Origin of the sequence: Streptomyces sp. NPDC021012 (assembly GCF_044333355.1) — a bacterium.
Classification (GTDB): Bacteria; Actinomycetota; Actinomycetes; order Streptomycetales; family Streptomycetaceae; genus Streptomyces.
On record NZ_JBIRQU010000003.1, the window covers coordinates 44,255 to 69,249 of the forward strand.

Below are 24,995 nucleotides of genomic sequence, written 5' to 3' on the forward strand. Positions count from 1 at the left end.
CCCTCCTTCGCGAAGGTGGCGTAGACGTTCTGTCTCATCTCAGAAATCCCACCCTTCTTCCTCGTCGACCGCGGCGACGGCCTTGGCCGTGGCGAAGGAGTCGCCCGCCATGCCGGCCGCGAGCGTGGTGCCGTCCGCGGGGTCGATCAGCAGGAACGAACCCGTACGGCGGGAGTCCGCGTACGAGTCGAGCGCGAGCGGCTCGGCCGTGCGGACCTTGACGCGGCCGATGTCGTTGGCGACCAGCTGCCCGGGGTTCGGGTGCTGGGACAGGTCGTCGAGGGTCAGCCGCGAGGGGATGTCCTTGACGATCGCCTTGACCGTGCGCGTGGTGTGCTTGAGCAGGACCCGCTGGCCGACGGTGAGCGGCTGGTCCGCCACGTGGCAGACCGTCGCCTCGACGTCCTGGCTGGTGGCCGGGGCGTCGCCGCTCGGCGCGAGCAGGTCGCCGCGCGAGATATCGATGTCGTCGGCGAGCCGGATCGTCACCGACTGCGGGGCCCAGGCGATGTCCACGGACTCGCCGAGCGCGTCGATGGCGCTGATCGTCGACTTCTTCCCCGAGGGCAGGACGGTGATCTCCTCGCCGACCCGGAAGGCACCGGCCGCGATCTGACCGGCGTAGCCCCGGTAGTCGGGGTGCTCGGCGGTCTGCGGGCGGATCACGTACTGCACCGGGAAGCGGGCGTGGCAGGCCGTCAGGTCGTGGCTGACCGGGACGGTCTCCAGGTGCTCCAGGACGGTCGGGCCGCCGTACCAGTCCATGTTCGCGGACGGCTCCACGACGTTGTCGCCGGCGAGCGCCGAGATCGGGATCGCGGTGATCTCCGGGACGCCGAGCTCGGAGGCGTACGTCGTGAACTCCTCGGCGATCGCGGCGAAGACGGACTCCTGGTAGTCGACCAGGTCCATCTTGTTGACGGCGAGGACCACGTGCGGGACGCGCAGCAGCGCGGCGACCGCGGCGTGCCGGCGGGTCTGCTCGACGACGCCGTTGCGGGCGTCGACGAGGACCACGGCCAGCTCGGCGGTGGAGGCGCCGGTGACCATGTTGCGGGTGTACTGCACGTGCCCGGGGGTGTCGGCCAGGATGAAGCGGCGGCGGGCGGTCGCGAAGTAGCGGTAGGCCACGTCGATGGTGATGCCCTGCTCGCGCTCGGCCCGCAGGCCGTCGGTGAGGAGCGCCAGGTCGGGCGCCTCCTGGCCCCGCCTGAGGGACGCGGCCTCGACGGCCTCCAGCTGGTCGGTGAGGACCGACTTGGAGTCGTGCAGGAGCCGTCCCACCAGGGTGGACTTGCCGTCGTCGACGGACCCGGCGGTGGCGAAACGCAGCAGGGTGGTGGCCGAGACGTCGGCGAACTGCTCGGTGGACGTGCTCATTAGAAGTACCCTTCGCGCTTGCGGTCTTCCATCGCGGCCTCGGACATCTTGTCGTCGGCGCGGGTGGCACCCCGCTCGGTGAGGCGGGAGGCGGCGATCTCGGCGATGACGGCGTCCAGCGTGGTGGCGTCGGAGTCGACGGCGCCGGTGCAGGACATGTCGCCGACGGTGCGGTAGCGGATGAGCCGCGTCTCGACCGTCTCGGTGTCCTTGGGGCCGCCCCACTCGCCGGCGGTCAGCCACATGCCGTTGCGGGCGAAGACCTCGCGCTCGTGGGCGAAGTAGATCTCCGGCAGCTCGATGCCCTCACGGGCGATGTACTGCCAGACGTCCAGCTCGGTCCAGTTGGAGAGCGGGAAGACGCGGACGTGCTCGCCGGGGGCGTGCCGGCCGTTGTACAGCTGCCACAGCTCGGGGCGCTGGCGGCGCGGGTCCCACTGCGAGAACTCGTCGCGCAGCGAGAACACCCGCTCCTTGGCGCGGGCCTTCTCCTCGTCGCGGCGGCCGCCGCCGAAGACGGCGTCGAAGCGGTGCTGCTGGATCGCCTCGGTCAGCGGGACGGTCTGCAGCGGGTTGCGGGTGCCGTCGGGGCGCTCGCGGAGCTTGCCGGCGTCGATGTACTCCTGCACGGAGGCCACGTGCAGCCGCAGCCCGTGCCGGGCCACCACGCGGTCGCGGTACTCGATGACCTCGGGGAAGTTGTGCCCGGTGTCGACGTGCAGCAGCGTGAAGGGGACCGGCGCGGGGGCGAAGGCCTTCAGCGCCAGGTGCAGCATGACGATGGAGTCCTTGCCGCCGGAGAAGAGGATCACCGGCCGCTCGAACTCGCCCGCCACCTCACGGAAGATGTGGACGGCCTCGGACTCCAGGGAGTCGAGGTGCGACAGCGCGAACGGACTGTCCGTGGTGTCGTGGACGTGGGCAACGGTCGTCATGCGAGGCCCCTCTCGGTGAGCAGCGCGTGGAGCTGCGCCGCGGACTCCTGCACGGTCTGGTTCTGGGACTCGATCCGGAGATCGGGGTTCTCGGGCGCCTCGTACGGGTCGTCGACGCCGGTGAGGCCGCTGATCTCGCCCGCGGCCTGCTTGGCGTAGAGGCCCTTCACGTCGCGAACGGAGCAGACCTCCACCGGGGTGGCCACGTGCACCTGGACGAAGGCGGTGCCCTCGGCCTGGTGGCGCTTGCGGACCGCCTCGCGGCTGTCGTCGTACGGGGCGATGACCGGGACCAGGACCTTCACGCCGTGCGAGGCGAGCAGCTCGGCGACGAAGCCGATCCGCTGCACGTTGGTGTGCCGGTCCTCGCGGCTGAAGCCGAGGCCCGCGGAGAGGAACTCGCGGATCTCGTCGCCGTCGAGGATCTCGACGGCGTGGCCCTCCTCGCGGAGGCGGCCGGCCAGCTCGTACGCGATGGTGGTCTTTCCGGCGCTCGGCAGGCCGGTGAGCCAGATGGTGGCACCGGTCACGTGGTTCTCCTGAAGTGTCTGAGTGTCCGTCATCCGTGCAGCCCGCATTCGGTCTTGGCCCGTCCCGCCCAGCGTCCGGCGCGGGCGTCCTCGCCCTCCAGGACGCGGCGGGTGCAGGGAGCGCAGCCGACGGAGGCGTACCCGTCCATGAGGAGCGGGTTGGTGAGGACGCCGTGCTCCGTGACGTACGCGTCGACGTCGTCCTGCGTCCAGCGGGCGATGGGGGAGACCTTGACCTTCTGCTGCTTCTCGTCCCAGCCGACGACCGGGGTGTTCGCCCGGGTCGGGGACTCGTCGCGGCGCAGGCCGGTGGCCCACGCGCCGTACGCGGTGAGGCCCTCCTCCAGCGGCTTGACCTTGCGCAGCGCGCAGCACAGGTCGGGGTCGCGGTCGTGGAGCCTCGGACCGTACTCGGCGTCCTGCTCGGCCACGGTCTGACGCGGGGTCAGGGTGATGACGTCGACGTCCATGACGGCGTCCACGGCGTCGCGGGTGCCGATGGTCTCCTCGAAGTGGTAGCCCGTGTCGAGGAAGACGACGGCCACGCCGGGCTTGACGCGCGAGGCGAGGTGGGCGACGACCGCGTCCTCCATGGAGGAGGTGACGCAGAAGCGGTCGCCGAAGGTGTCCACGGCCCAGCGGAGGATCTCCAGTGCGGAGGCGTCCTCCAGATCGCGGCCGGCCTGCTCGGCGAGTGCCTTGAGGTCGGCCGCGGTGGCGTCCTGAGTGACCGTCATATCTGTTTCCTCCCAGTGCTGCTGTCCGAAGTCGCCGGGGCGAGGAGCCCCAGGAACTTCAGCTGGAAGGCTCGACTGCACGCGGCGCATTCCCAGGCGCCGTGACCCTGCTCGTTGGGACGCAGGTCCTCGTCCCCGCAGTAGGGGCAGAAGAAGGGGGCCGCACGCTCGCTCACAGTGCCTCCTCGTTCGCTTCTCCGCCCACGCGGCGCAGAGGTGCGGCCTTCGTCGTCGGCTGCGGCCCGGCGGCCGCGTGCGCGTCGCTCACGACAGGGCCTCCTCGGAGGCGCGGGCCGCCCAGGTCGCGAAGCGCTCGCCGGTCTCGCGCTCCGCCTGGAAGCGCTTGAGGACCCGCTCCACGTAGTCCGGGAGCTCGGCGGCCGTGACCTTGAGGCCGCGGACCTTGCGGCCGAAGCCGGCCTCCAGGCCGAGGGCGCCGCCCAGGTGGACCTGGTAGCCCTCGACGCGGTTGCCCTCGTCGTCCAGGACCAGCTGGCCCTTGAGGCCGATGTCCGCGACCTGGATGCGGGCGCAGGCGTTCGGGCAGCCGTTGATGTTGATCGTCAGCGGCTCGTCGAACTCCGGGATGCGGCGCTCCAGCTCGTCGATGAGCGAGGAGCCGCGGCCCTTCGTCTCGACGATCGCGAGCTTGCAGAACTCGATGCCGGTGCAGGCCATCGTGCCGCGCCGGAACGGCGAGGGGGTGACCCGCAGGTCCAGCGCCTCCAGGGCGGAGACGAGCGACTCGACCTGCGCCTCCTCGATGTCGAGGACGAGCATCTTCTGCTCGGCGGTGGTGCGGACCCGGCCGGAGCCGTGCGCCTCGGCGGCCTCGGCGATCTTCGTCAGGGTGGCGCCGTCGACCCGGCCGACGCGCGGCGCGAAGCCGACGTAGAAGCGGCCGTCCTTCTGCTTGTGGACGCCGACGTGGTCGCGCCAGCGGCCGGCGGGCTCCTGCGGGGCGGGGCCGTCCGTCAGCTTCCGCTTCAGGTAGTCGTCCTCCAGGACCTGGCGGAACTTCTCCGGGCCCCAGTCGGCGACGAGGAACTTCAGACGGGCGCGGTTGCGCAGCCGGCGGTAGCCGTAGTCGCGGAAGATCGAGATGACGCCCTCGTAGACGTCGGGGACCTCGTCGAGGGAGACCCAGGTGCCGAGGCGGACGCCGAGCTTCGGGTTGGTGGACAGACCGCCGCCGACCCACACGTCGAAACCGGGACCGTGATCCGGGTGCTCCACGCCGACGAAGGCGATGTCGTTGATCTCGTGCGCCACGTCGAGCAGCGGCGAGCCGGAGACCGCGGACTTGAACTTGCGGGGCAGGTTGGAGAAGTCCCTGTTGCCGACGATCCGGCGGTAGATCTCCTCGATGGCGGGGGTGCCGTCGATGATCTCGTCCTCGGCGATGCCGGCGACCGGCGAGCCGAGGATGACGCGCGGGGTGTCGCCGCAGGCCTCGGTGGTGGACAGGCCGACCGCCTCCAGGCGGTTCCAGATCTCGGGGACGTCCTCGATGCGGATCCAGTGGTACTGGACGTTCTGCCGGTCCGTGATGTCGGCGGTGCCGCGGGCGAACTCCTCGGAGATCTCGCCGATGACGCGGAGCTGTTCGGTCGTCAGCCGGCCGCCGTCGATGCGGACCCGGAGCATGAAGTACTCGTCGTCCAGCTCCTCCGGCTCCAGGACACCCGTCTTGGTGCCGTCCAGCCCCTGCTTGCGCTGGGTGTAGAGACCCCACCAGCGCATGCGTCCGCGCAGGTCGTTGGGGTCGATGGAGTCGAAACCGCGCTTCGAGTAGACCGTCTCAATACGTGTCCGCACATTGAGACCGTCGTCGTCCTTCTTGAACTGCTCATTGCCGTTGAGGGGGGTGAAGTGCCCCACGGCCCACTGGCCCTCGCCACGGTGGCGCCCGGCCTTGCGGCGGGCGGTGGCAGGGGTGGGGTTTTCCGGGGTGGCGGCCATGGCGTTTCGTCCTTCGGGACTGCGAGAGGGCGGCTCTGACCTGCACACTCGCGCTCAGGTCAGAGGGGGGCGCGTCAGTGCGCAGCAGGGTGGGGCAGAGTCGGGCTTGAAAGAAATCGCGGCGGTGCTGGTTCTCTCAGCGCGCCGAACAGATGGCGCTGGACATGCGGCCGAGGTCGACGTGCCGCCGACTCACCAAGGCAATTCCAGTTCCAGACATGACGGAAGCGTGTCACGGGACTTTGGACCCAGTCCAGCATCGTCCAGGATTTGGACATAGATGTCTTGATGGGTGAGACGCTGTGTCGTGGGTCACGCGAAAGGGGCCCCGTCGGGGCCCCTTTGCCGTGGTCGGCGCGCACGGCCGACGCGGGTGGCCGGCGCGTGCGGCCGGTCCGGGCGGCCGGTGCGTCCGGTCGGCGCGTGCCTCAGGCGTGGGCGCCGGGCCACGGGCCGGGGGTCTCCGACTCCTCGACCTCCTCCACCTTGGTGTCGAAGAGCCGGAAGCCGCGCCGCTCGTAGTTGGCCATCGCGTGCGGGCCGTCGAGCGAGCAGGTGTGCAGCCAGACGCGCTTCGTGTCCTCCCGCCCCGGCCAGCGCTCGGCCAGGTCCCAGGCGCGCGCCGTCCCGAAGGAGAGGAGGTGGCCGCCGATCCGGCGCCCCCGGAAGGCGGGGATCAGGCCGAAGTAGACGATCTCGACGACACCGTCGGCCTGCGGGTCCAGCTCCACGTACCCGGCCGGCGTCCCCCGGTCGTACGCCACCCAGATCTCGGCCCCCGGCTTCTCGACGATCTCCTGCCACTGCTTGTACGTGAGCGGCAGGCGGTCGTTCCAGCGGATGTCGCCGCCGACCGCCGTATAGAGGAAGCGGCTGTACTCCGGCGAGGGGACCTCGGCCCGCGCGATCGTGATGTCGTCGCCCTCGGGGGCGGGGGAGGGGCGGAGATCGGACGGCGAGGTCTGTTCGAGGGACCAGGTGGTGAGAGTGATGCTCATGAGGTCATCGCATCATGCGGAGCGCCGGATTCCCACCCCCGTTCGGCGTCGGCGGACAGGCTGTCCGCCATGCGGACAGGGCCTCGGGGCGCATGCCCCGGAGGCGCATGACCTCGGAGGTAATCGACCCCCGCACCGCCCTCCCGGCAGGGTGAGCGCACCGGGACGGCACACGGCCGCACCCGGCTTCCGACGACACGAGGGGTACGACATGGGTACGGGGCGGCGTGGACTGGCGGGCATCGCGATGGCGACGGCGCTCGTCGCCGGAGCGGCGGTCACCGTGACGACGGCGGAGGCGCTGCCGGGCGGAGCGGCCACGGCGGCGCGCGGCGACTGCCCGGCGGCGCGGCAGAAGGTCGAGCGGCTCGAGGGCCGCGTCACCCCCAACGCCTGCGCCTTCATGGAGAGGCAGATCGCCTTCGGCGAGATGCCGACCGGCACGCCGCCCGCGCCCGGTGACCTCGCCCACCCCCGGGTCCGGGCCTACCTCGACATCTTCGACCCCGAGGCCACCCTCTGGGAGGCCGGGAGCGCCCCGCAGCGCGGCCGCACCACGATCGGCACCTCCATCACCGGCTCCCTGCGCCTGGCACCCGGCCTCACCTACCGGGGCACGGACGTGGTCGCCGACGGCAGCACCGTGATGTTCGGACAGTGGAACGAGGTCACCCTCAAGGGCCGCACCGTCGCCTATCCCCAGATCGCCCGGAACGTCCTCGGCGACGAGGGCCGCACCCTCCAGGCCCGCCGCTACTACGACCGCGCCGTCCTCTTCCGCGACACCCTGCCCGAGGCGGCCCCCACCCCGCTCTTCGCGGGCATCACGGACGAGGGATCGCCGGGGGACGGCGAGCGGCCCGGGGCCGAGCTCCGACCCGAGGCCGAGGCTGACCTCCGGCCCGAGGCCGGGGCCGACCTCCGGCCCGGGCCCGGCTTCCGGGCCCGGCCCGGGGAGACGGCGGAGCGCCTCGCCGCCTGGAACGCCGGGGACGTCGACGCGCTCCTCGCCCGCGCCGGGGGCGCACGGCTCAGCGGGCCCGGGCTCGCCGCCCCGCTGGTCTCCGAGGCGGGCAGGCGCGCCTACCTGGAGCGCCTCTTCGCCACCGCCGACCTCGACCTCAAGGCGGGCCAGGTCGCCGTCGGCGAGACCACCACCTATGTGGAGTGGCACGGGACCGCCTCCGTACGCGAAGGCGGGGCGCTCCGCACCGGTGTCCCCTTCGGGATCGTGGAGCGCTTCGGCCCCGGCGGGGAGTGGGAGCTGTACTTCGACACCCTGCCGCTGGTCGCGACCCAGGCCGAGATCGGCGCCCTCTTCCAGGAGCTGGCCTCCTAGGGCCGGTCAGGCGGGGGTCGCGGCGCGGACGGCGGGGGCGGTGGAGTGCGGCAGCAGGTCCTCGGGCCGCTCCGGGCGCAGGACCTCCACCTCGACCTCCTCCCGGAAGCGGTACGGGCGGTGCGCCAGGACCCCCGCCAGGTTCCGCCGCACCCGGGACATCTCGGCCCGTACGGTCACCGTGCGCGTACGGTCGCCGAACACGTCGTCCGCCAGCTCCGCGGCCGTCCGGCCGTCCCGGTGCAGCGCCAGGACGTAGAGGAGCTCCGCGTGGCGCGGGCTGAGCTCCTGCTGCCAGCTGCCCGCCACCCCCGAGACCGCCACCGTCCAGCGGCGCGGCCGGCTCAGGTCCAGGACCACCCGACTCGCCGCCTTCTCCGAGCCCGGCTCCTCGGGCCGGCTCTCCTCCTCGACCCGCAGCAGCCAGCCGCCCGGCAGCGGCTCCACCGCGCACACCCCGAGCGAGGGCAGCCAGATCCGGCCCGCCCCGAACGACTTGGGCAGCGGGATCCGGTCCACCGGCGCGAGCCCCGTCACCGCCGCCGTCCAGCCGTGGGCGTCCACCGCGACGGCCCGGCCGCCCACCCGGCACAGGATCGGCGCGGCCACCGCCCGCAGCCGCTCGATCGAGCGGTGGTGCCGCTCCCGCATCTCGGCCTCGGCGAGCTGCGCCACCGAGCCGACCAGGGCCAGCATCGCCGGATGGAAGCTGGACGCGGGACCGCTCACGTCCAGGATCCCCAGGAGCCGCTGGTCGCGCGGATCGTGCACGGGCGCGGCGGCGCAGGTCCAGTTGTGCAGCGACTGCACGTAGTGCTCGGCGGAGTGCACCTGCACCGCCCGGCGCATGGCGAGCGCCGTGCCGACCGCGTTCGTCCCGGTGGCGTGCTCGTCCCAGGCGGCGCCCTCCTCCAGGCAGATGCCGTTCGCCCGCCGCAGCACCGCGGAGTTCCCCTGGCGCCACAGCACCCGGCCGTGCTCGTCGGTGACCACCATGATCTGGAGGGAGGCGTCGGCGATGCCGGCGAGCCCGCCGCTCAGCGTCTGCATGACCTCGGAGAGGAGCGTGCTCCTGCGCCGCTCCTCCAGCTCGTCGCGCCGGAGCAGCACGCTGCTCGTGTCCTGGTCGGGGTCGAGACCGAGGCGGGCCATCCGCTGCCAGGAGGCGTCGATCACCGGGCGGGGCGCGATCGGCGGCCGTCGGCCGGCCAGGGTCTCCTCGCGCACCCGGTGCAGCAGCCGGGTGGCCTGGGCGGCGTCCATGGAGGCGAGCCGCTTCATGTCGAGCTGCGTGTTGTTCATCGGTCTCTCCCAGCCACCCGGGGTGCTGTATCGGTTCTGCACGGGGCAGATGTCCGGAGTGTCGGTGCCCATCGTGCCGTCCGGGACCACCCGGCGAGGCCCGGTTCGGGTAATCCTGCAACCCTTTGCAACTCTGGCGACCGACCGCCCTCCTGAGTGAGGGTGGTGCGAGCGGCGGGTGGTGCCGTGTCGGCGCAGCACCACCCCCGCTTTTCCGCGCGTACCGGCCCGGTTCAGCCGCCCGGTTCAGATCTCCACTTCAGATCTCCACCCGTGCCCGCTCCACCAGCGCCCGCAGATCCAGCGTGTGCGGGAGCGTCCCGAAGGCCGCGCCGCCGTCCCCGCCGAGCCGCGCCGCGCAGAACGCGTCCGCCACCTCCGGCGGAGCCCAGCGCACGAGCAGCGCCCCCTGGAGCACCAGCGCGAGCCGCTCCGCGAACCGCCGCGCCCGCGCCTCGATCCCCTCCAGGTCCGCCAGTTCGACGAGCACGCCCCGGATCGCCCGGTCCAGCCGGTGGTCCGCGCCCCGCGCCTCCCCGACCTCGCGGAGCAGCGCGTCGAGCGCGGCGGGTTCGGTCCGCAGCGCCCGTACGACATCCAGCGCCTGCACGTTCCCCGAGCCCTCCCAGACCGAGTTGAGCGGCGACTCCCGCAGCAGCCGGGGCATCCCCGACTCCTCCACGTACCCGTTGCCGCCCAGGCATTCGAGCGCCTCCGCCACCACCGGCACGCACCGCTTCGTCACCCAGTACTTCGCCGCCGGAACCGAGATCCGCAGCAGGGCCGACTCCTCCTGGGTCCCCGCGTCGTACGCCGCCGCGAGCCGCATCCCGAGGGCCGTCGCCGCCTCCGACTCCAGCGCCAGATCGGCCAGTACGTTCCGCATCAGGGGCTTCTCGACGAGCGGACCGCCGAAGGCCGAGCGGTACGAGGCGTGGTGCACGGCCTGCGCCACCGCCTGCCGCATCAGCGCCGCCGAACCGAGCACGCAGTCGAGGCGCGTCGCCGCCACCATGCCCATGATCGTCCGGATCCCGCGCCCCTCCTCGCCGACGCGACGGGCACAGGTCGTGCCGTCGAACTCCACCTCGGCGGAGGCGTTCGACCGGTTGCCCAGCTTGTCCTTGAGCCGCTGGAGCGCGAACGCGTTGCGCGAACCGTCCGCGAGGACCCGCGGCACCAGGAAGCAGGTCAGCCCCGCCGGAGCCTGCGCGAGGACCAGGAAGGCGTCCGACATCGGCGCCGAACAGAACCACTTGTGCCCCGTCAGGACGTACTCCCCGTCGGCCGCCAGCGGCCGGGCCTCCGTCGTGTTCGCCCGTACGTCGCTGCCGCCCTGCTTCTCCGTCATCGCCATGCCGAGCAGCGCCCCCGGCTTCTCCGCGACCGGCCGCAGCTCCCGCTCGTACACGTGCGAGAGGGCCGCCGGCTCCCAGACCGCCGCGAGCTCCGGCTCGGCGCGCAGCGCGGGCACCGCGGCATGCGTCATCGACAGCGGACAGCCGTGCCCCGCCTCCGCCTGCGAGGCCACCAGGAACCCGGCGGCCCGCCGCACATGGCCACCCGGCCGGCCCCACGCGTCCGTGAGCCCCGCCGACACCGACCGCCCCAGGAGCCGGTGCCAGGCCGGATGGAACTCGACCTCGTCGATCCGCCGCCCGTACCGGTCGTGGGTCCGCAGCCGGGGCGGGTTGCCGTTCGCCTGCTCCCCCCACTCCCGCACCTGCTCCGAACCTGAGGCCCGGCCGAGCAGTTCCAGCTCCTCCCGCGCCTCCGTCAGGAGCTCCGGCGCGAGATGCCGCTCGACCGCCTCCGACAGCGCCCGGTCGCTCGTGAAGACGTCGTATCCGGTCAGGGGAGGGGCCTGATTGGTCACGGTGTGGGTGCTCGCTGCCATGCCGATACGGTAAGCAGGTGCAGGCAGCAAGAGAAACACCCGAACGGCCCGAGCGGCGGCCCTGGAGCAGGCTCCACCGCGCGCGCGTCCTCTACCGCAACGTCTCGAAGCGGAAGATGGTCTGGCTGCTCCTCAAGGACACCGTCAACTCGTGCATCGAGTACCGGATCCTCGGCCTCGCCGCCGAGGCCGCGTTCTTCACGCTGCTGTCCCTGCCACCCCTGCTGCTCGGCCTGATCGCCGTCCTCGGCTACGCCGACGACTGGACCAACACCGACACCGTCGCCAGCATCCGGGAGAACATCCTCCACGCGGCCGGCACGGTCCTCTCCGACCGGGGCGTCCACGAGGTCGCCGAACCCCTCCTCGACGACATCACCCAGGGCAAACGGCCCGACCTGATCTCCCTCGGCTTCGCCATCGCCCTCTGGTCCGGCTCGCGCGCCGTGAACGTCTTCATCGACACCATCACCGTGATGTACGGACTCGACGGGCGCCGCGGCATCGTCAAGACCCGGCTCCTGGCCCTGCTCCTCTACATCGCGGCGCTGCTCATCGGCGCCGTCGTGCTGCCGCTCGCGGTCGTCGGCCCCGACCGGATCGTCCAACTCGTCCCCTGGGGCACCGAGGTCGTCGCCGTCCTCTACTGGCCGATCGTCATCCTGCTCTCCATCGCCTTCCTCACCACGCTCTACCACGTGTCCGTGCCCGTCAGATCGCCGTGGATCGAGGACATCCCCGGCGCCCTCATCGCGCTCGGGATGTGGGTCCTCGGCAGCTTCCTGCTGCGCATCTACCTGACCAGCCAGGTCGAGGGCCCCACCATCTACGGCTCGCTCGCCGCCCCCATCGCCGTCCTCCTCTGGATCGGCATCTCGGCCTTCGCGGTCCTCGTCGGCGCCGCCGTGAACGCCGCCATCGACCGCGTCTGGCCCTCCGTCGCCACCGCCGCCGCCCGCGAGGCCAACGAACGCGCCCGCGCCGCCCAGGCCGCCGAACTCGTCGCCCGCGTGCGCGCCGAGGCCGAGGACGTCGACGAGGACGACCCGGACATGCCCTCCGAGTTCCCCGAGCGCTGGTCCAAGTTCCTGCCCCCGGACGACGTGAAGTCCCGCCTCCACTCGGGCTGGGAGAAGGACTGACCTCCCCCGGGGTCCTAGGCTCGGAGGGTGTACGAGGAGCGCCCCGCCCTGCTCGACGGAGCCGTGCTGTGGACCCGGACCGCCGCCGGCCCCACGGCGGAACGGCCTGTCCTGCCCGACGGCTGCATGGACCTGATCTGGGCCGACGGGAGCCTCCTCGTCGCCGGACCCGACACACGCGCGTACGTGCCCGGCGAATTCGCCGCACGGTACGCGGGCATCCGCTTCGCCCCGGGGGACGCCCCCGGCTTCTTCGGCGTGCCCGCCCATGAACTCCGCGACCGCCGGGTCGCCCTCGGCGCGCTGTGGGGCGAGGCGGAGGCGCGGCGGCTCGGCGAGCGGATCGCCGAGGCCCCCGACCCGGCCGCCGCCCTGGGGGAGCTCGTCCTGCGCCGGGCCGCCGAGGCCCCCGCGCCCGACCCGCTCCTGCGGGCCGTCGTGGCGCGCCTCGCGGCGGGCCGGGCGGTCGCCGAGACGGCCGAGGCGGTCGGGCTCGGCGTCCGCGGGCTGCACCGGCGCTCGCTGGACGCCTTCGGCTACGGACCCAAGACCCTCGCCCGCGTCCTGCGCCTCCAGCGCGCGCTCGCGATGGTCCGGGCCGGGGTGCCGTACGCGGAGGCCGCCCTGCGCGCGGGCTGCGCAGACCAGGCCCACCTGGCCCGCGAGACCCGGGCCCTGGCGGGCACCACCCTGAGCGCCTACAAGGCCTCCGTGTCCGCTTCCGTGTCCGCTGTGTCCGCGAAGAGCGAGACCCCGCTGCCGTCCGGGTCGAGGACCACGGCGTAGCGCTGCCCCCACACGGCGTCCCAGGGCTTCAGATGCCCCCGGTACCCGGCGGCGACCAGCTCCTCGTACACCGCGTCCACGTCCGCCGGCGTCCCGCACCGGAAGGCGAGCTCGACGCGGTTGCCGCCCGCCGGGCGCGTCCAGCCGGGATCGAAGGAGCGGACGACGTCCTCCGTGTCCCAGGCGATCCGCAGCCCGCCGGGCAGCGCCGCCTCCACGTGCGGGGCGGACTCGGCCCCGGCCGGGACGTCCAGGCCCAGGCGCCGGTAGAACGCGAGCGAGGCGGCCATGTCGGAGACGACGAGACCGACGAGGTCGAAACGGGGAGCGATACGGGGTGCTGTGTCCATGACGCCACGGTAGGCAGGGGACCGGGAGGGGGTCTTGTACGAATCGGACGTGGCTCCGGCGGGGGCTGGTTAGGGTCGGGCCATGAGCACGCGCGCGTACGGACGGACGTCCTGGCCCTGGGCCGCGGCGGCGATCCTGCTGTTCTGGCAGACCTGGTTCCTCTTCCACGTGTACGCCACCGAGAACTCGGGCGTGCGCTGGGACTGCGACTCCGGGGGCTGCGGCACGAACGACCTCGCGGGCCCGGCGATCCCGTTCGGGGTGATCTCGGGACTGGCCGCCGCCGTGTTCGCCGCCCCCCGGCTCGGCCTCGGCGGCGCCGGGCTCGCCGCGCTCCTCGCCGCCTTCGGGCTCCTCGTGCGCCGGGAGGACGACCACGCGCTCCTCGCCGCGTACGGCATCGCCGCGCTCGGCGTGGCCCTCGTCACGGCCGGCGCGGTCCGGGCCGTGCGCCGCGGGCCGACGGCGGAGGAGGACGGACCCCCGCGCCCGCGTGGCCGGCCCGCCGTCGCCGCCCTGCTGCGCGCGCTCATCGCACCGGGCACCCTGCTCGCGGCCGTCCCGGGGACCCTCGCGGTCACCGGCCTGGTGCAGGGCGCCCTCGACGGGCCGCGCTGGATCATGATGCTCGGCCTCAACGGCACCGTCGCCCTGCTCGTCGCGCTCGGCACGGCCCGCCTGAACCACCGCCCCGGCGTGGCTCATGGCCCCGTCCCCGACGAGAGGGCCGCCCACGCGCCCGCCCGGCTGAACGCCCTCACCACGCGCGGGACCGCGTTCGTCTACGACCTGACCGTACGGCCCGAGCGGGGCGCCCCGTACCGCATCGAGGTCGAGCACCCCCTCGACCTCCAGGACGTCCGCGTCCACCGCGCGGCCCTCGTCCGCCACGACCCCCGCCGCCCCTGGCTCGTCGACCTCCCCCAGGACCCGCCCGCCGCCGCCCTCGCCCGCGCCCGCGCCACCGCCCGCACCGAGGACCCGCCCACCGCCCCGCGCCTCTGGACCCCGCCCCCGGGCACCCCGGCCCTGCTGGCCACCGGAGTGCTCACGGCGGTCGTGATGACCCTGCTCGCGACGGCCTGGGACGGGGCCTGAGGAGAGGCCTGGGGCAGGGCCTGGAAAAACCCGTGGCGCGCGCCGGAGCGCTCCGGCTACGGTGCGACACGTACGCGAGATCGCGAGAAGACGCGATCGCGAAAGACACAGGAGGTGTGACTGATGGCTGTCGTCACGAAGGGCCTCGCCCACACGCGGATGTTCATCCACACCACCTCCGCGGCCACCGGCTGACCTCACTCTTCCGTCTTTCAGCGCCGGGGCCGCCCCTGTGAAGGGTCCCCCTTGTCTTTCCCGCTTTCTTCCGTTTCCTCCGCTTCTTCTTCGCTCGACGCCCACGGCTGGGACTCCGGCTGGGCCGCCGCCTTCGCGCCGTACGCCGCCCAGGGGCTGATCCCGGGGCGCGTCGTCCGCGTCGACCGCGGTCAGTGCGACGTCGCCACCGCCGAGGGCGTCATCCGCGCCGACACGGCGTTCGTGACCCCGCACGACCCGCTGCGGGTCGTCTGCACCGGTGACTGGGCCGCCGTCGACCCGGAGGGCGCGAGCGACCCCCGGTACGTACGGGCCTGCCTGCCGCGCCGTACGGCCTTCGCGCGCTCCACCTCCTCCAAGCGCTCCGAGGGACAGATCCTCGCGGCCAACGTCGACCACGCCGTCATCACCGTCTCGCTCGCCGTCGAGCTCGACCTCGGCCGGATCGAACGCTTCCTCGCCCTGGCCTGGGAGTCCGGCGCGCAGCCGACCGTCGTCCTCAGCAAGGCCGACCTCGTGCCCGACCCCGTCGGGCTCTCCTACCTCGTCGAGGACGTGGAGACGGTCGCGCCCGGCGTGCAGGTGCTGCCCCTCAGCTCCGCCACCGGGGAAGGGCTCGACGTGCTCGCCGCGACCGTCGCCGGGGGCACGACCGTGCTGCTCGGCGTCTCCGGCGCCGGCAAGTCGACCCTCGCCAACGCGCTGGTCGGCGAGGACGTCATGGACGTCCGGGCCGCCCGCGACGTCGACGGCAAGGGCCGCCACACGACGACCACCCGCAACCTGTTCGTGCTGCCCGGCGGGGGAGTCCTCATCGACACCCCCGGACTGCGCGGTGTCGGGCTCTGGGACGCCGAGGCCGGTGTCGGCCAGGTCTTCTCCGAGATCGAGGAGCTGGCCGGGGACTGCCGCTTCCACGACTGCTCCCACGAGTCCGAGCCGGGCTGCGCCGTGACGGCCGCGATCGAGGACGGCTCGCTGTCCGTGCGCCGCCTGGAGAGCTACCAGAAGCTGATCCGCGAGAACCGGCGGATCGTGGCCAAGACCGACGCCCGGGTCCGCTCCGAGATGCTCAAGGAGTGGAAGCGCATGGGCCGGGAGGGCCGCACCGCCATGGAGATCAAGCGCGGCGGCCGGGGCCGGTAGGGCCCGTCCGGCGGCCCGTCGCCCCGACCCGATCGCGGTGTCCGAAAACCGCGAGCCGGGTCGGGGCCGCTCCCGCACACTGGGAGCCATGAGGGACGACGACACCCGCTACGAGGCGGTCAGCAGCAGGGACGCCCGGTTCGACGGAGAGTTCTTCTTCGGCGTCCGGACCACCGGGATCTACTGCCGGCCCAGTTGCCCCGCCGTCACCCCCAAGCGGCAGAACGTCTCCTTCTACCCGACGGCCGCCGCCGCCCAGGGCCACGGCTTCCGAGCCTGCCGCCGCTGCCGGCCCGACGCCGTGCCCGGCTCCGCCGAGTGGAACGTCCGGGCCGACGTCGTCGGACGCGCCATGCGGATGATCGGCGACGGCGTCGTCGACCGCGAAGGCGTCCCCGGACTCGCCGGACGCCTCGGCTACAGCACCCGGCAGGTGCAGCGCCAGCTCACCGCCGAGCTCGGCGCCGGACCCGTCGCGCTCGCCCGCGCCCAGCGGGCGCACACCGCGCGGCTGCTGCTCCAGACCACGGGCCTGCCCGTCACCGAGATCGCCTTCGCCGCCGGATTCGCCAGCGTCCGCCAGTTCAACGAGACGATCCGCGCCGTCTACGCCCGCACCCCCACCGCCCTGCGCGCCGAGGCGGGCAGCGGCGCGGGAGCCCGTACCGCCCTCGCCGCCGGAGTGCCGCTGCGGCTCGCCCACCGGGGCCCGTACGCGGCCGGCGAGGTCTTCGACCTGCTCGCCGCCGAGGCCGTGCCCCGGGTCGAGGAGGTCGTCGGCGCCCCCGGCGCCCGCACCTACCGGCGCACCCTCCGCCTCCCGTACGGCACCGGCGTCGTCTCCGTCGACGAGCGCTCCGGCGGGCGCTGGCTGGAGGCCCGCATCCACCTCGCCGAGCTGCGCGACCTGACCACCGCCGTGCACCGGCTGCGCCGCCTCTTCGACCTCGACGCCGACCCGTACGCGGTCGCCGAGCGCCTCGGCGCGGCCCCCGGGCTCGCCGCCGAGGTGGCCGCCCGGCCGGGCGTGCGCTCGCCGGGGACGGCCGAGCCCGAGGAGTTCGCGCTGCGGACGGTCCTCGGCGCCGAGGAGTCGGCCCGGCTCGTCGAGCCGTACGGTACCCCCCTGGCCACCGCCTGCGGCACCCTCACCCACGTCTTCCCCGAGCCCGCCGCCCTGACCGGCCACCCCGTCGCCGGGCCGCTGGCCCGCGCCCTCGCCGACGGAGCCGTACGCCTCGACCCCGGCGCCGACCGCGACGAGGCCCAGCGCGCCCTGCTCGCCGTCCCCGGCGTCACCGCCGAGGCCGCCGCGCTCATCCGGATGCGCGCCCTCGGCGACCCGGACGTCGCCCTCGGGGACGGGCGGGAGGCGGAGGAGTGGCGGCCGTGGCGCTCGTACGCCACCCGCTACCTCGGAAGGGGCCCCGACCGGTCGTAGTCCTCCAGGCCCCAGCTGTGGACCCGGCGCGGGTGGATCCGGACGACCTCCTCGCTGAAGGAGGGGCCCAGCAGGTGCGAGCCCACCAGGAGCTCCGCCTCGCCGCGGATCTCGATGCCCCGCACCCGCCAGGGGCGGACGCTGACGAGGTCGTCGACGACGAGCGCCACCTTCGGGTTCTTCCGCAGGTTGCGCCACTTCTTCGTCCCGCCCATGCGGATCCCGCCCACCAGGACGGTGCCGTCCTCCTGCGGGAAGTAGACCACCGGGTTCGCCTGCGGCTGCCCGGACGGGTCCACGGTCGCCATCCGGCCGAGCTTCCGGCCCTCCGTGAGATAGGCCCGCTCGGCCTCGCTGAAGCCCTCGAAATCCCTCATGGCCCCATGATCGCGCGGCCCGCCCCGCGGCGTATCGGTACGGGGACGGGTCGCGGCTCGGACCTTCGACCTAGCCCCAGAACACCGCCCCCGCCCACGCGCCCACGATCAGCAGGCAGGCGAAGAGCTCGACGAGCACGCTCGTGCCGACCGCCCGCATCACCGTCCGGGTCGCGGCCCTGGCCTGGCCGTGGCCGCCGAGGCGGAGCCGTTCCGAGAGGTAGATCCCGCCGACGAAGCCGGGGATCGCGCCCACCACCGGGATCAGGACGAAGCCCAGGACGGCGCCCACCCCCGCGTACGCCACCATGCGCCGGGTGATGCCGACGCCCCGCAGGCGGCGCGGTGGGAGCTGCCAGACGATCACCTGGGTGAGGAGGAGCAGGCCGGTCGAGGAGGCGAGCAGGATCCAGGCGAGGTCCGTCCGCTCGTGCAGCGACCACCAGAGCATCGCCGCCCACACCAGCCACGTTCCCGGCACGCCGGGAGCGAGGACCCCGAACAGGCCGAGCAGCATCACCGTCGCGATCATCAGGAGCTGCCACACACTCACGCTGCCCAGCGTGCACGACACTCGGGATTCCCGCAGGTCGCGAAGGGCGGACGGGCTACGGGGCACGAGGTACGGGGAGAACGCCGAGGACCCCGGCGGTCCCGGTACCGGCCGCGGCCAGGGCACCGCCGCCCCCGGTGTCAGCCGCGTGCGACCCAGCCCTTCTCGTACGCGTGCCAGCCGAGCTGGAGCCGGGTCGTCACCCCGGTCAGTTCCATCAGCCCCTTCACCCGCCGCTGCACGGTCCGCAGCCCCAGGTCCAGCTGCTTCGCCACGCTCGCGTCCGTCATTCCCGCGAGCAGCAGCGACAGGATCTCCAGGTCCATCACGTCCGGGCCCGGCGCCTCGTCCTCGGTGATCTGCGCGCCCGCCCCGAGCCGCAGCGGCAGCGCCTCCCGCCACACGGACTCGAACAGGCCCATGAGGGATTCGAGGAGCCCGCTCGCGTGGACGACGATCGCCGCGGGCTCGGCGCCCCGCCCGGTCAGCGGCACCATGGCCAGGGAACGGTCGGCGACGACCAGCTTCGTGGGGACCCGGTCCGCGACCCTGATCTTCTCCTCGCGGCCGAGCGCCGCGGACAGTTCGAGCAGCCCGGTCGGCAGGGTGAGCACCTCGCGCTCGATCACCACCCGGTAGCGGACCCCGCGCCCGGCCGCCTGCTCCTCCGCGTCGTTCTCCAGGCCGGAGACCACGAGCGGCTTGCCCGTCACCAGGGCGCAGACCTCCTCCTGGGCGCCCAGCTGGAGCTGGAGGAAACGATGCGTCACCGCGCTCGCCCCGGTCACCACCTCCACCAGGTCGTGCACGGCCGCCTCCTCGGCCTCCGCCCGGTACTCCTCGGCGAGCAGCGCGGCCGCCAGCTCCGCCTGCTCCAGCTCGTGGCGCTGCTGGGTGAGGAGCGCGCCGAGCGCGACCCCGGGCGGCGCCGCGACCCACCGGCCGGCGCGGGCCGAGGACTGGGCGGCGAGCCCCTGCGACTCCAGGCGGCGCAGCGCCCGCTCGGTGTCCTGCTCGGGCAGGGCGAGCCGGTGGGCGAGATCGGCGACCTCGGCCGCGCCCAGCGCGACCAGGGCGCGGTACGCGGACTCCTGGCGCTCGTCGAGACCTATCGCTCCCAGCATGGTTGCCCCACCCCTCGCCGCACCTCCGGGGAGGCGTCCCGGATCTTTCGGGGACGTTCGCCGGAGGGATTCGTTCCGTTGGTGACCTGGCGGGAAACGGCCACGGCGTATTCCCGCCTCTCCCATCATCCCTGTACCGCCCTCACCTCTGCCAATGTGGCGCCACCGCAGCACCAACAGCCTCCGGCGAAGGGCTCTTCACGCCCTTTTTCCGGAATCAGATGGGGAGAGCGATGCGTCCGATTTCGCGTACGGCCCTGGGGGCGGCGACCGCCGTCGTCCTGGCCGTCACCGCGGTCGCGCCGTCCATGGCGAATGAGCCGCAGGACGGCACGGCCGGCAAGCGACCGCTGGTCGGCAGCGAGGCCTCGGCCCGCGCCGGAGCCAAGAGCGCCACGGTGACCCTGGTCACCGGCGACCGCGTCCTGGTCACCCGGGACGCCGAGGGCGACCCGGCGGCCACGGCCCTGCCCCGCGAGGACGGGACCGTCCCCCTCGTCCAGACCCGCCGCTCCGGCCAGGACCTGTACGTCTACCCCGAGGACGCCGCCGCCGCGCTCGCCGCCGACCGCGTCGACGAGGAGCTCTTCAACGTCACGGGGCTGATCCGCCAGGGCTACGACGACGCCGCCACCGCCACGCTGCCCCTGATCGCGGTCTACGGCTCCGACCTCGCCCGCTCCGTCCCCGCCGCCCCGCGCGGCGCCAGGCGCGGCCAGGTCCTCAAGGCCGTCGACGGCGTCGCGCTCAAGACGGAGAAGAAGCAGGCCGCCACCTTCTGGGCGGAGATCAGCGCCCCGAACGCCCGCTCCGCCTCCGGCCTGAAGAAGCTCTGGCTCGACCGCAAGGTGCAGGCCACCCTGGAGCAGTCGACGAAGCAGATCCACGCCCCCGAGGCCTGGGCCGCCGGCTACGACGGCAAGGGCACCAAGGTCGCCGTCCTCGACACCGGCGCCGACGCCGAGCACCCCGACCTCAAGGGCCGCATCGTCGCCTCGGAGAACTTCACCGACTCCGACACCACCGACGACCACCAGGGCCACGGCACCCACACCATCTCCACCGTCGGCGGCTCCGGCGCCGCGAGCGACGGCAGGAAGAAGGGCGTCGCCCCCGGCGCGGACCTCCTCAACGGCAAGGTCCTCAACGACTCCGGCTCCGGCGCCGCCTCCTGGATCATCGCGGGCATGGAGTGGGCCGTCGCGCAGGGCGCCGACGTCGTCTCCATGAGCCTCGGCAGCCCCGTACCCACCGACTGCACCGATCCCATGAGCGTCGCCGCCGAGGAACTCGCCCAGAACAAGGGCACGTTGTTCGTCATCGCCGCCGGCAACTCGGGCCCCGCGCACAACACGGTCTCCTCGCCCGGCTGCGCGCCCGGCGTCCTCACCGTCGGCGCCGTCGACCGCGACGACTCCACCGCCTGGTTCTCCAGCCGCGGCCCGACGATCGTGAACCACACCCTCAAGCCCGAGATAGCCGCGCCCGGCGTCGGCATCTCCGCCGCCGCCGCGGGCGGCCGGGGCGTCTACGCGTACCAGTCGATGTCCGGTACGTCGATGGCCACCCCGCACGTCGCCGGCGCCGCCGCCATCGTCAAGCAGCGCCACCCCGACTGGACCGCCCAGCAGATCAAGGCCGCCCTCGTCGCCTCCGCCGACAGCGGGGTTCCCGGCGACGTCCGCGAGGTCGGCGGCGGCCGTCTCGACGTCGAGGCCGCCATCGAGCAGACCGTCCTCGGCGCCCCCGCCGTCCAGGGCGGCACCTTCGACTGGCCGCAGGACAAGAGCGACCGCACCACCGTCTCCGTGCCGTACACCAACACCTCCGACGCACCGGTCACCCTCGACCTCGCCGTCGAGAAGGTCACCGGCAACGACGGATCCGCCGTCAAGTCCCCGGTCGCCCGCCTCGGCAGGCGCACCGTCACCGTCCCCGCCGGCGCCACCGCCGAGGTCCCGCTCGCCCTCGACCCCGACGCCCGCCTGGAGCGCGCCCAGTACGGCGACGTCACCGGACGCGTCCTCGCCACCGGCCCCGGCGGCATCCACGTCTCCACCCCGTTCTCCCTGTACGTGGAGCCCGAGACCGTCACCCTCCGCGTCAAGCTGATCGACCGTCAGGGCAACCCGGCCTCCGGCGCCTCCTCCCTCGACGTCATCGGCACCGACACCGCCAGCGGCGAGCGCCGCTTCAACGACGGAGCCGCCGACCAGGTCTACCGCCTGCGCCCCGGCAGCTACTTCCTCTCCTCCTTCGTCACCACGCCCGACGAGGGCGAGGGCGCCACGCTGAACGACTCGCTCAGCTACCTCGGCCGCCCGCAGGTCGAGATCAAGAAGGACACCACCGTCGTCCTCGACGCCCGCAAGGCGCACAAGCTGTCGGTCAGGACCGACCGGGCCTCCGAACCCCGCGGCGCCACCCTGGCGTTCGCCCGCTCCTGGGACGACTTCTGGCTGCACGCTGGAACCGCCGCAGGACCGCGCACCATCCGCGGCTACTACGCCTCCGTCGAAGGCAAGGCCGACGAGGGCGACTTCGAGTTCGGCAGCTACTGGCGCGCCGCCGCCCCGCAGCTCACCTCGCTGACCACCGGCGACGGCACGGTCCTGCACCCGCTGACCGGCTCCCTCGGCTCCGACAACCTCGACGGCACCGGCTCCGCCCGCCTCGTCGACGCCGGAACGGGCACGCCGGCCGAGCTCAAGGCCGCCGGGGTCCAGGGCCGCATCGCCCTCGTCCGGCTCCCGGACGACACCACCTTCGCGGGCACCCTCGCCCGGAACGCCAAGGCCGCCGGCGCCGTCGCCGTCGTCACGTACCACTCGGCCCCCGGCCGCTGGTACCCGAGCGGCGGCTTCACCGGCAACGGCCTGCCGGTCCTCTCCGTCCCGTCCACGGAGGCCACCGCGCTCCTCGGCGAGCTGGCCGCCGGAGAGGTCACCCTCTCCTGGAAGGGCACCGCGAAGAGCCCGTACCTCTACAACCTCGCCTTCCCGGAGACCGCCGCGATCCGCGACGACAAGGAGTACCGGGTCCGCGACGCCGAGCTCGGCCGCACGGACTCGACCTACGGCTCGGCCGGCATCGCCACCGACTTCACGGACTTCCCGGCCGCCTACCGCCCCAACGGCGTCGGCATCTCCTTCGGCTCCCTCGAAACCGTCCCCGCGCCCGGCACCCGCACCGAGTACTACTCCGCCGGTGACACCGCCTGGCGGCAGATGGTCAACAGCAGCTTCCCCTTCGGGGAGGTCATGATGGGCGCCCTCCGCACGTACACCCCCGGCGAGCGGCGCACCGAGAAGTGGTACGACGGCGTCATCGCCCCCACCGCGCCCCGCGACGCCACCGGGAAGCCGGTCCTCGCAGCCGAGCGGCAGGGCAACCTCATCGGCTTCGCGAACGCCATGTGGGGCGACCGCACCCACTACGCCGAGCCCGGCTCCTTCGGCGACATCGGGAACCTGCGCCTGAGCCGCGACGGCGAGCTCCTCGGCGAGAGCAGCTGGCCGTCCGGAGTGTTCGAAGTACCGGCCGAAGCCGGGACGTACACGCTCGAACAGAACACCATGAAGATCGGCAACAGGGTCTGGGCCCGCTCCCTTTCCGTCAACTCGGTGTGGAAATTCACCTCCAAGCTTGACGAGAGCGTCTATTCTCAGGGCATCCCGATTCTCTTCCCCCGGTACGACCTTCCGGAGGACGGCCTCAAGACCCTCGCCGCGACCGACGGCCAACACATCGGCCTCAGCGCGACGGGTCACGCGGGCTACACCCCCGCGGCGCTCACCTCGGCGAAGCTCTCGTACTCCTACGACGGGGGCACGACCTGGACCGAAGCGCAGGTCACCCAGCAGGGCGACGGCTGGACCGCGACCGTGAACCACGCGGGCGCGACCGGCAAGCAGGTCACCCTGAAAACCGAACTGACGGATGCCAACGGCAACTCCGTCACCCAGACCGTGGTCCGCGCCTACGACGTGCGCTGATCACGCCGGTCCGCCGGGCGTCCTTCCCGTGGGGGGTGGGGCCGCCCGGCGGACCACCCATTCGCAGCAACGGTTTTTCTGGTGTCCCGTTTTCGGACGCCGCCCGCGGTGGACAATAAGGGCATGACTCAGCAGGGGGACAACTGGTGGGACAAGCTCTACGACGAGTCGGCGCCGGACACGGCCCCGACGGTCTCGGGTGACACGCTCGACGACCACTTCGACACGACACCGCGCGCGACGCCGCCCCGGACGGACCGCACGCCCCGGGCGGACCTGACGCCGAAGCCGGAACCGGCGACCACGCCGCCGGCCCGGCCCGCGGCCTCCGTGCCGTCCGGCCCGCCCCCGGTACCGCCCGGGCCCGCGGTGCCCCCGTCGCCGCCGCCCCCGCCGCCCTCCAGCCCGAGCAGGCTCCCGGAGCCGCCGCCGCGGCCGGCACCGCCCGCGCCGCCCGTGGCCTCCGCGCCTCCCGCGCCCCGGCAGGTGCCCCCCGTGCCCGGTTCGGCGCCCTGGGAGGCGCCCGAAGGTGCCGGGCCCCGGACTTTCCCGGGGCCGCCGGCCCCGCCGCCTCCGTCGCCGGTCGCCGCGCCCGTCGAGGCGCCCACCGTGCAGGTGCCCTTGCTGCCGGAGGTGGAGGGGGAGTCGGAGGAGGGTCCTGAACTCACCGTCGAGATCGCCGTGTCCGTGCCCCGGCCCAGGACCGGGTTCGTCGGCAGCAGGCCGCCCACGTACGAGGCGGAGCCCACCGCGCTGCCCGTCGCCCGTCCCGGTGAGCTCGGCGAACTGGTGGCCGACACCGTCCTCGACGGCGCGCGCTACGGCACCTGCACCCTGCGCGCCGCCTCCGTGCGCGGCGACTCGGCGCGCTACCGGGGCGAACCCCGCCGCGACGCCCTGCTCACCGCGCGCTTCGGGCACGACGAGGCCGCGCTCGTCCTCGTCGCCGTCGCCGCGGGCTCCCGCGCCGCCGAGGACGCCCATGTGGCCGCCGCCGACGCCTGCCACTGGATCGCCGAGGCCGTCTGCCGCAGCCACGCCCGGCTCTCCGAGGACATCAGGTCCGGCCGCCGCGGCGACCTCAAGTCCGGACTGCACCGGCTCACCGACCGGACCTACGGCAAGCTGCGGACCCGCGCCGCCGAGCGGGGCCTCGCCCCCGACGAGTACACCGCGACCCTCCGCTGCCTCCTCCTCCCCGCCGACCCCGAGTGCCGCACCCGGGTCTTCTTCGGCATCGGCGGCGGCGGTCTCTTCCGGCTCCGCGACGGTTCCTGGCAGGACCTCGAACCGCTCCTGCCCGAACCGGCCGCCGTCACCGGCGCCCCCGTCGTCGGCTTCGGCTCCCCGACCGCCGTTCCCGAGGCGTCCGAGGACGGCGACCGGTTCACCATGGACCTCGGCATCACCACCGCCCCGCCGCTCATCGAGGAGCCCGTACCGGCCCCCGCCGAGCCCTTCCGCTTCCGCGCCTCCGTGGCCCGCCCGGGTGACACCCTCCTGCTCGCCTCGCCCGGCCTCGCCGAGCCGATGCGCGGCGAACCCGCCCTCGCCCACGAGCTCGCCGCCCGCTGGGCCGACCCCGAGCCGCCCGGCCTCGCCGCCTTCCTCGCCGACACCCAGCTGAGGGTGACGGGTTACGCCGACGACCGCACGGGGGTGGCCGTCTGGGAGGCGTAACCCGCC

At 73.6% G+C, this 24,995-nt stretch carries 22 protein-coding genes; 8 read left to right on the forward strand and 14 right to left on the reverse strand.

The window, feature by feature from the left end; all coding sequences use genetic code 11:
- Nucleotides 1–39 precede the first annotated feature (39 nt).
- The 8 genes from ACH4TP_RS09970 to ACH4TP_RS10005 all read right to left on the reverse strand — a co-directional run bounded on the left by ACH4TP_RS09970 (nt 40) and on the right by ACH4TP_RS10005 (nt 6,542).
- Nucleotides 40–1,380, reverse strand: coding sequence for a sulfate adenylyltransferase subunit 1 (locus tag ACH4TP_RS09970; protein ID WP_389227097.1), 1,341 nt, complete (start codon nt 1,378–1,380; stop codon nt 40–42).
- Nucleotides 1,380–2,315 (reverse strand): sulfate adenylyltransferase subunit CysD, encoded by a 936-nt coding sequence (gene cysD, locus ACH4TP_RS09975; protein ID WP_389227100.1) that lies wholly within the window; start codon nt 2,313–2,315, stop codon nt 1,380–1,382. The genes ACH4TP_RS09970 and cysD overlap by 1 nt, the downstream gene beginning before the upstream one ends.
- Nucleotides 2,312–2,893, reverse strand: a complete 582-nt coding sequence (cysC, locus tag ACH4TP_RS09980; RefSeq protein ID WP_389227103.1) for an adenylyl-sulfate kinase — start codon at nt 2,891–2,893, stop codon at nt 2,312–2,314. The genes cysD and cysC overlap by 4 nt, the downstream gene beginning before the upstream one ends.
- Nucleotides 2,875–3,582, reverse strand: a complete 708-nt coding sequence (locus ACH4TP_RS09985) for a phosphoadenylyl-sulfate reductase (RefSeq protein WP_398185566.1) — start codon at nt 3,580–3,582, stop codon at nt 2,875–2,877. Before ACH4TP_RS09985 ends, cysC begins: the two co-directional genes overlap by 19 nt.
- The gene (locus ACH4TP_RS09990; RefSeq protein WP_389227109.1) at nt 3,579–3,758 is read right to left on the reverse strand and encodes a hypothetical protein; all 180 of its coding nucleotides are present in this window, start codon (nt 3,756–3,758) and stop codon (nt 3,579–3,581) included. The genes ACH4TP_RS09985 and ACH4TP_RS09990 overlap by 4 nt, the downstream gene beginning before the upstream one ends.
- Nucleotides 3,759–3,846: 88 nt before the next feature.
- The gene (locus tag ACH4TP_RS09995; RefSeq protein ID WP_398436922.1) at nt 3,847–5,544 is read right to left on the reverse strand and encodes a nitrite/sulfite reductase; all 1,698 of its coding nucleotides are present in this window, start codon (nt 5,542–5,544) and stop codon (nt 3,847–3,849) included.
- Nucleotides 5,545–5,680: 136 nt separating this feature from the next.
- Nucleotides 5,681–5,764: a putative leader peptide gene (locus tag ACH4TP_RS10000; RefSeq protein ID WP_351188065.1), complete on the reverse strand. Its 84-nt coding sequence runs from the start codon at nt 5,762–5,764 to the stop codon at nt 5,681–5,683.
- Between the two features lie 208 nt (nt 5,765–5,972).
- Nucleotides 5,973–6,542 (reverse strand): GNAT family N-acetyltransferase, encoded by a 570-nt coding sequence (locus tag ACH4TP_RS10005; RefSeq protein WP_389227115.1) that lies wholly within the window; start codon nt 6,540–6,542, stop codon nt 5,973–5,975.
- Between the two features lie 211 nt (nt 6,543–6,753).
- On the opposite strand from ACH4TP_RS10005, the gene ACH4TP_RS10010 reads away from it, so the two are divergent.
- Complete coding sequence (locus ACH4TP_RS10010) at nt 6,754–7,881, forward strand: hypothetical protein (protein ID WP_398436924.1); 1,128 nt, start codon at nt 6,754–6,756, stop codon at nt 7,879–7,881.
- 6 nt (nt 7,882–7,887) lie between these two features.
- Here ACH4TP_RS10010 and ACH4TP_RS10015 read toward each other — a convergent pair whose 3' ends face one another.
- Together ACH4TP_RS10015 and ACH4TP_RS10020 are read right to left on the reverse strand one after the other, a co-directional pair.
- Nucleotides 7,888–9,183, reverse strand: coding sequence for a GAF domain-containing protein (locus tag ACH4TP_RS10015; RefSeq protein ID WP_398185555.1), 1,296 nt, complete (start codon nt 9,181–9,183; stop codon nt 7,888–7,890).
- A gap of 259 nt (nt 9,184–9,442) precedes the next feature.
- Nucleotides 9,443–11,080 carry an acyl-CoA dehydrogenase family protein gene (locus ACH4TP_RS10020; RefSeq protein WP_398436926.1) on the reverse strand — a complete coding sequence of 546 codons (1,638 nt, stop codon included), beginning with the start codon at nt 11,078–11,080 and terminating at the stop codon, nt 9,443–9,445.
- A gap of 17 nt (nt 11,081–11,097) precedes the next feature.
- Between ACH4TP_RS10020 and ACH4TP_RS10025 the strand changes: the two genes are divergently transcribed.
- Together ACH4TP_RS10025 and ACH4TP_RS10030 are read left to right on the forward strand one after the other, a co-directional pair.
- The gene (locus tag ACH4TP_RS10025; protein ID WP_389227127.1) at nt 11,098–12,222 is read left to right on the forward strand and encodes a YihY/virulence factor BrkB family protein; all 1,125 of its coding nucleotides are present in this window, start codon (nt 11,098–11,100) and stop codon (nt 12,220–12,222) included.
- Between the two features lie 27 nt (nt 12,223–12,249).
- Nucleotides 12,250–13,008 carry a DUF6597 domain-containing transcriptional factor gene (locus ACH4TP_RS10030; RefSeq protein WP_398436928.1) on the forward strand — a complete coding sequence of 253 codons (759 nt, stop codon included), beginning with the start codon at nt 12,250–12,252 and terminating at the stop codon, nt 13,006–13,008.
- On the opposite strand, the gene ACH4TP_RS10035 is transcribed toward ACH4TP_RS10030, so the two are convergent.
- Nucleotides 12,921–13,358: a VOC family protein gene (locus ACH4TP_RS10035; RefSeq protein WP_398436930.1), complete on the reverse strand. Its 438-nt coding sequence runs from the start codon at nt 13,356–13,358 to the stop codon at nt 12,921–12,923. The genes ACH4TP_RS10030 and ACH4TP_RS10035 overlap by 88 nt on opposite strands.
- Before the next feature lie 82 nt (nt 13,359–13,440).
- Between ACH4TP_RS10035 and ACH4TP_RS10040 the strand changes: the two genes are divergently transcribed.
- The 3 genes from ACH4TP_RS10040 (at nt 13,441) to ACH4TP_RS10050 (ending at nt 17,260) form a co-directional block, all read left to right on the forward strand.
- Complete coding sequence (locus tag ACH4TP_RS10040) at nt 13,441–14,457, forward strand: hypothetical protein (protein ID WP_398436932.1); 1,017 nt, start codon at nt 13,441–13,443, stop codon at nt 14,455–14,457.
- Nucleotides 14,458–14,703: 246 nt separating this feature from the next.
- Nucleotides 14,704–15,819, forward strand: coding sequence for a ribosome small subunit-dependent GTPase A (gene rsgA, locus ACH4TP_RS10045; RefSeq protein ID WP_398436934.1), 1,116 nt, complete (start codon nt 14,704–14,706; stop codon nt 15,817–15,819).
- Between the two features lie 88 nt (nt 15,820–15,907).
- Nucleotides 15,908–17,260 (forward strand): DNA-3-methyladenine glycosylase 2 family protein, encoded by a 1,353-nt coding sequence (locus tag ACH4TP_RS10050; protein ID WP_389227141.1) that lies wholly within the window; start codon nt 15,908–15,910, stop codon nt 17,258–17,260.
- Here the strand turns inward: ACH4TP_RS10050 and ACH4TP_RS10055 are convergent.
- The 3 genes from ACH4TP_RS10055 to ACH4TP_RS10065 all read right to left on the reverse strand — a co-directional run bounded on the left by ACH4TP_RS10055 (nt 17,230) and on the right by ACH4TP_RS10065 (nt 19,314).
- Nucleotides 17,230–17,637, reverse strand: coding sequence for a PPOX class F420-dependent oxidoreductase (locus tag ACH4TP_RS10055; protein WP_398185533.1), 408 nt, complete (start codon nt 17,635–17,637; stop codon nt 17,230–17,232). The genes ACH4TP_RS10050 and ACH4TP_RS10055 overlap by 31 nt on opposite strands.
- Before the next feature lie 70 nt (nt 17,638–17,707).
- Nucleotides 17,708–18,190: a DUF456 domain-containing protein gene (locus tag ACH4TP_RS10060; RefSeq protein ID WP_389227147.1), complete on the reverse strand. Its 483-nt coding sequence runs from the start codon at nt 18,188–18,190 to the stop codon at nt 17,708–17,710.
- A 140-nt stretch (nt 18,191–18,330) separates the two neighbouring features.
- Nucleotides 18,331–19,314: a helix-turn-helix domain-containing protein gene (locus ACH4TP_RS10065; RefSeq protein WP_389227150.1), complete on the reverse strand. Its 984-nt coding sequence runs from the start codon at nt 19,312–19,314 to the stop codon at nt 18,331–18,333.
- Between the two features lie 233 nt (nt 19,315–19,547).
- Here ACH4TP_RS10065 and ACH4TP_RS10070 point away from each other — a divergent pair, with 233 nt between their 5' ends.
- Nucleotides 19,548–23,309, forward strand: coding sequence for a S8 family peptidase (locus tag ACH4TP_RS10070; RefSeq protein WP_398185529.1), 3,762 nt, complete (start codon nt 19,548–19,550; stop codon nt 23,307–23,309).
- A gap of 123 nt (nt 23,310–23,432) precedes the next feature.
- On the forward strand, nt 23,433–24,989 hold the full coding sequence (locus ACH4TP_RS10075; RefSeq protein ID WP_398436938.1) for a protein phosphatase 2C domain-containing protein: 1,557 nt from the start codon (nt 23,433–23,435) through the stop codon (nt 24,987–24,989).
- Nucleotides 24,990–24,995 lie beyond the last annotated feature (6 nt).

Excerpts from the sequence above, each read along its gene's own strand:
- ACH4TP_RS09970 (WP_389227097.1), bottom strand. The coding sequence starts at position 1,380 with ATGAGCACGTCCACCGAGCAGTTCGCCGACGTCTCGGCCACCACCCTG.
- cysD (WP_389227100.1), bottom strand. The coding sequence starts at position 2,315 with ATGACGACCGTTGCCCACGTCCACGACACCACGGACAGTCCGTTCGCG.
- cysC (WP_389227103.1), bottom strand. The coding sequence starts at position 2,893 with ATGCGGGCTGCACGGATGACGGACACTCAGACACTTCAGGAGAACCAC.
- ACH4TP_RS09985 (WP_398185566.1), bottom strand. The coding sequence starts at position 3,582 with ATGACGGTCACTCAGGACGCCACCGCGGCCGACCTCAAGGCACTCGCC.
- ACH4TP_RS09995 (WP_398436922.1), bottom strand. The coding sequence starts at position 5,544 with ATGGCCGCCACCCCGGAAAACCCCACCCCTGCCACCGCCCGCCGCAAG.
- ACH4TP_RS10000 (WP_351188065.1), bottom strand. The coding sequence starts at position 5,764 with ATGTCTGGAACTGGAATTGCCTTGGTGAGTCGGCGGCACGTCGACCTC.
- ACH4TP_RS10005 (WP_389227115.1), bottom strand. The coding sequence starts at position 6,542 with ATGAGCATCACTCTCACCACCTGGTCCCTCGAACAGACCTCGCCGTCC.
- ACH4TP_RS10010 (WP_398436924.1), top strand. The coding sequence starts at position 6,754 with ATGGGTACGGGGCGGCGTGGACTGGCGGGCATCGCGATGGCGACGGCG.
- ACH4TP_RS10015 (WP_398185555.1), bottom strand. The coding sequence starts at position 9,183 with ATGAACAACACGCAGCTCGACATGAAGCGGCTCGCCTCCATGGACGCC.
- ACH4TP_RS10020 (WP_398436926.1), bottom strand. The coding sequence starts at position 11,080 with ATGGCAGCGAGCACCCACACCGTGACCAATCAGGCCCCTCCCCTGACC.
- ACH4TP_RS10035 (WP_398436930.1), bottom strand. The coding sequence starts at position 13,358 with ATGGACACAGCACCCCGTATCGCTCCCCGTTTCGACCTCGTCGGTCTC.
- ACH4TP_RS10040 (WP_398436932.1), top strand. The coding sequence starts at position 13,441 with ATGAGCACGCGCGCGTACGGACGGACGTCCTGGCCCTGGGCCGCGGCG.
- ACH4TP_RS10050 (WP_389227141.1), top strand. The coding sequence starts at position 15,908 with ATGAGGGACGACGACACCCGCTACGAGGCGGTCAGCAGCAGGGACGCC.
- ACH4TP_RS10055 (WP_398185533.1), bottom strand. The coding sequence starts at position 17,637 with ATGAGGGATTTCGAGGGCTTCAGCGAGGCCGAGCGGGCCTATCTCACG.
- ACH4TP_RS10065 (WP_389227150.1), bottom strand. The coding sequence starts at position 19,314 with ATGCTGGGAGCGATAGGTCTCGACGAGCGCCAGGAGTCCGCGTACCGC.
- ACH4TP_RS10070 (WP_398185529.1), top strand. The coding sequence starts at position 19,548 with ATGCGTCCGATTTCGCGTACGGCCCTGGGGGCGGCGACCGCCGTCGTC.
- ACH4TP_RS10075 (WP_398436938.1), top strand. The coding sequence starts at position 23,433 with ATGACTCAGCAGGGGGACAACTGGTGGGACAAGCTCTACGACGAGTCG.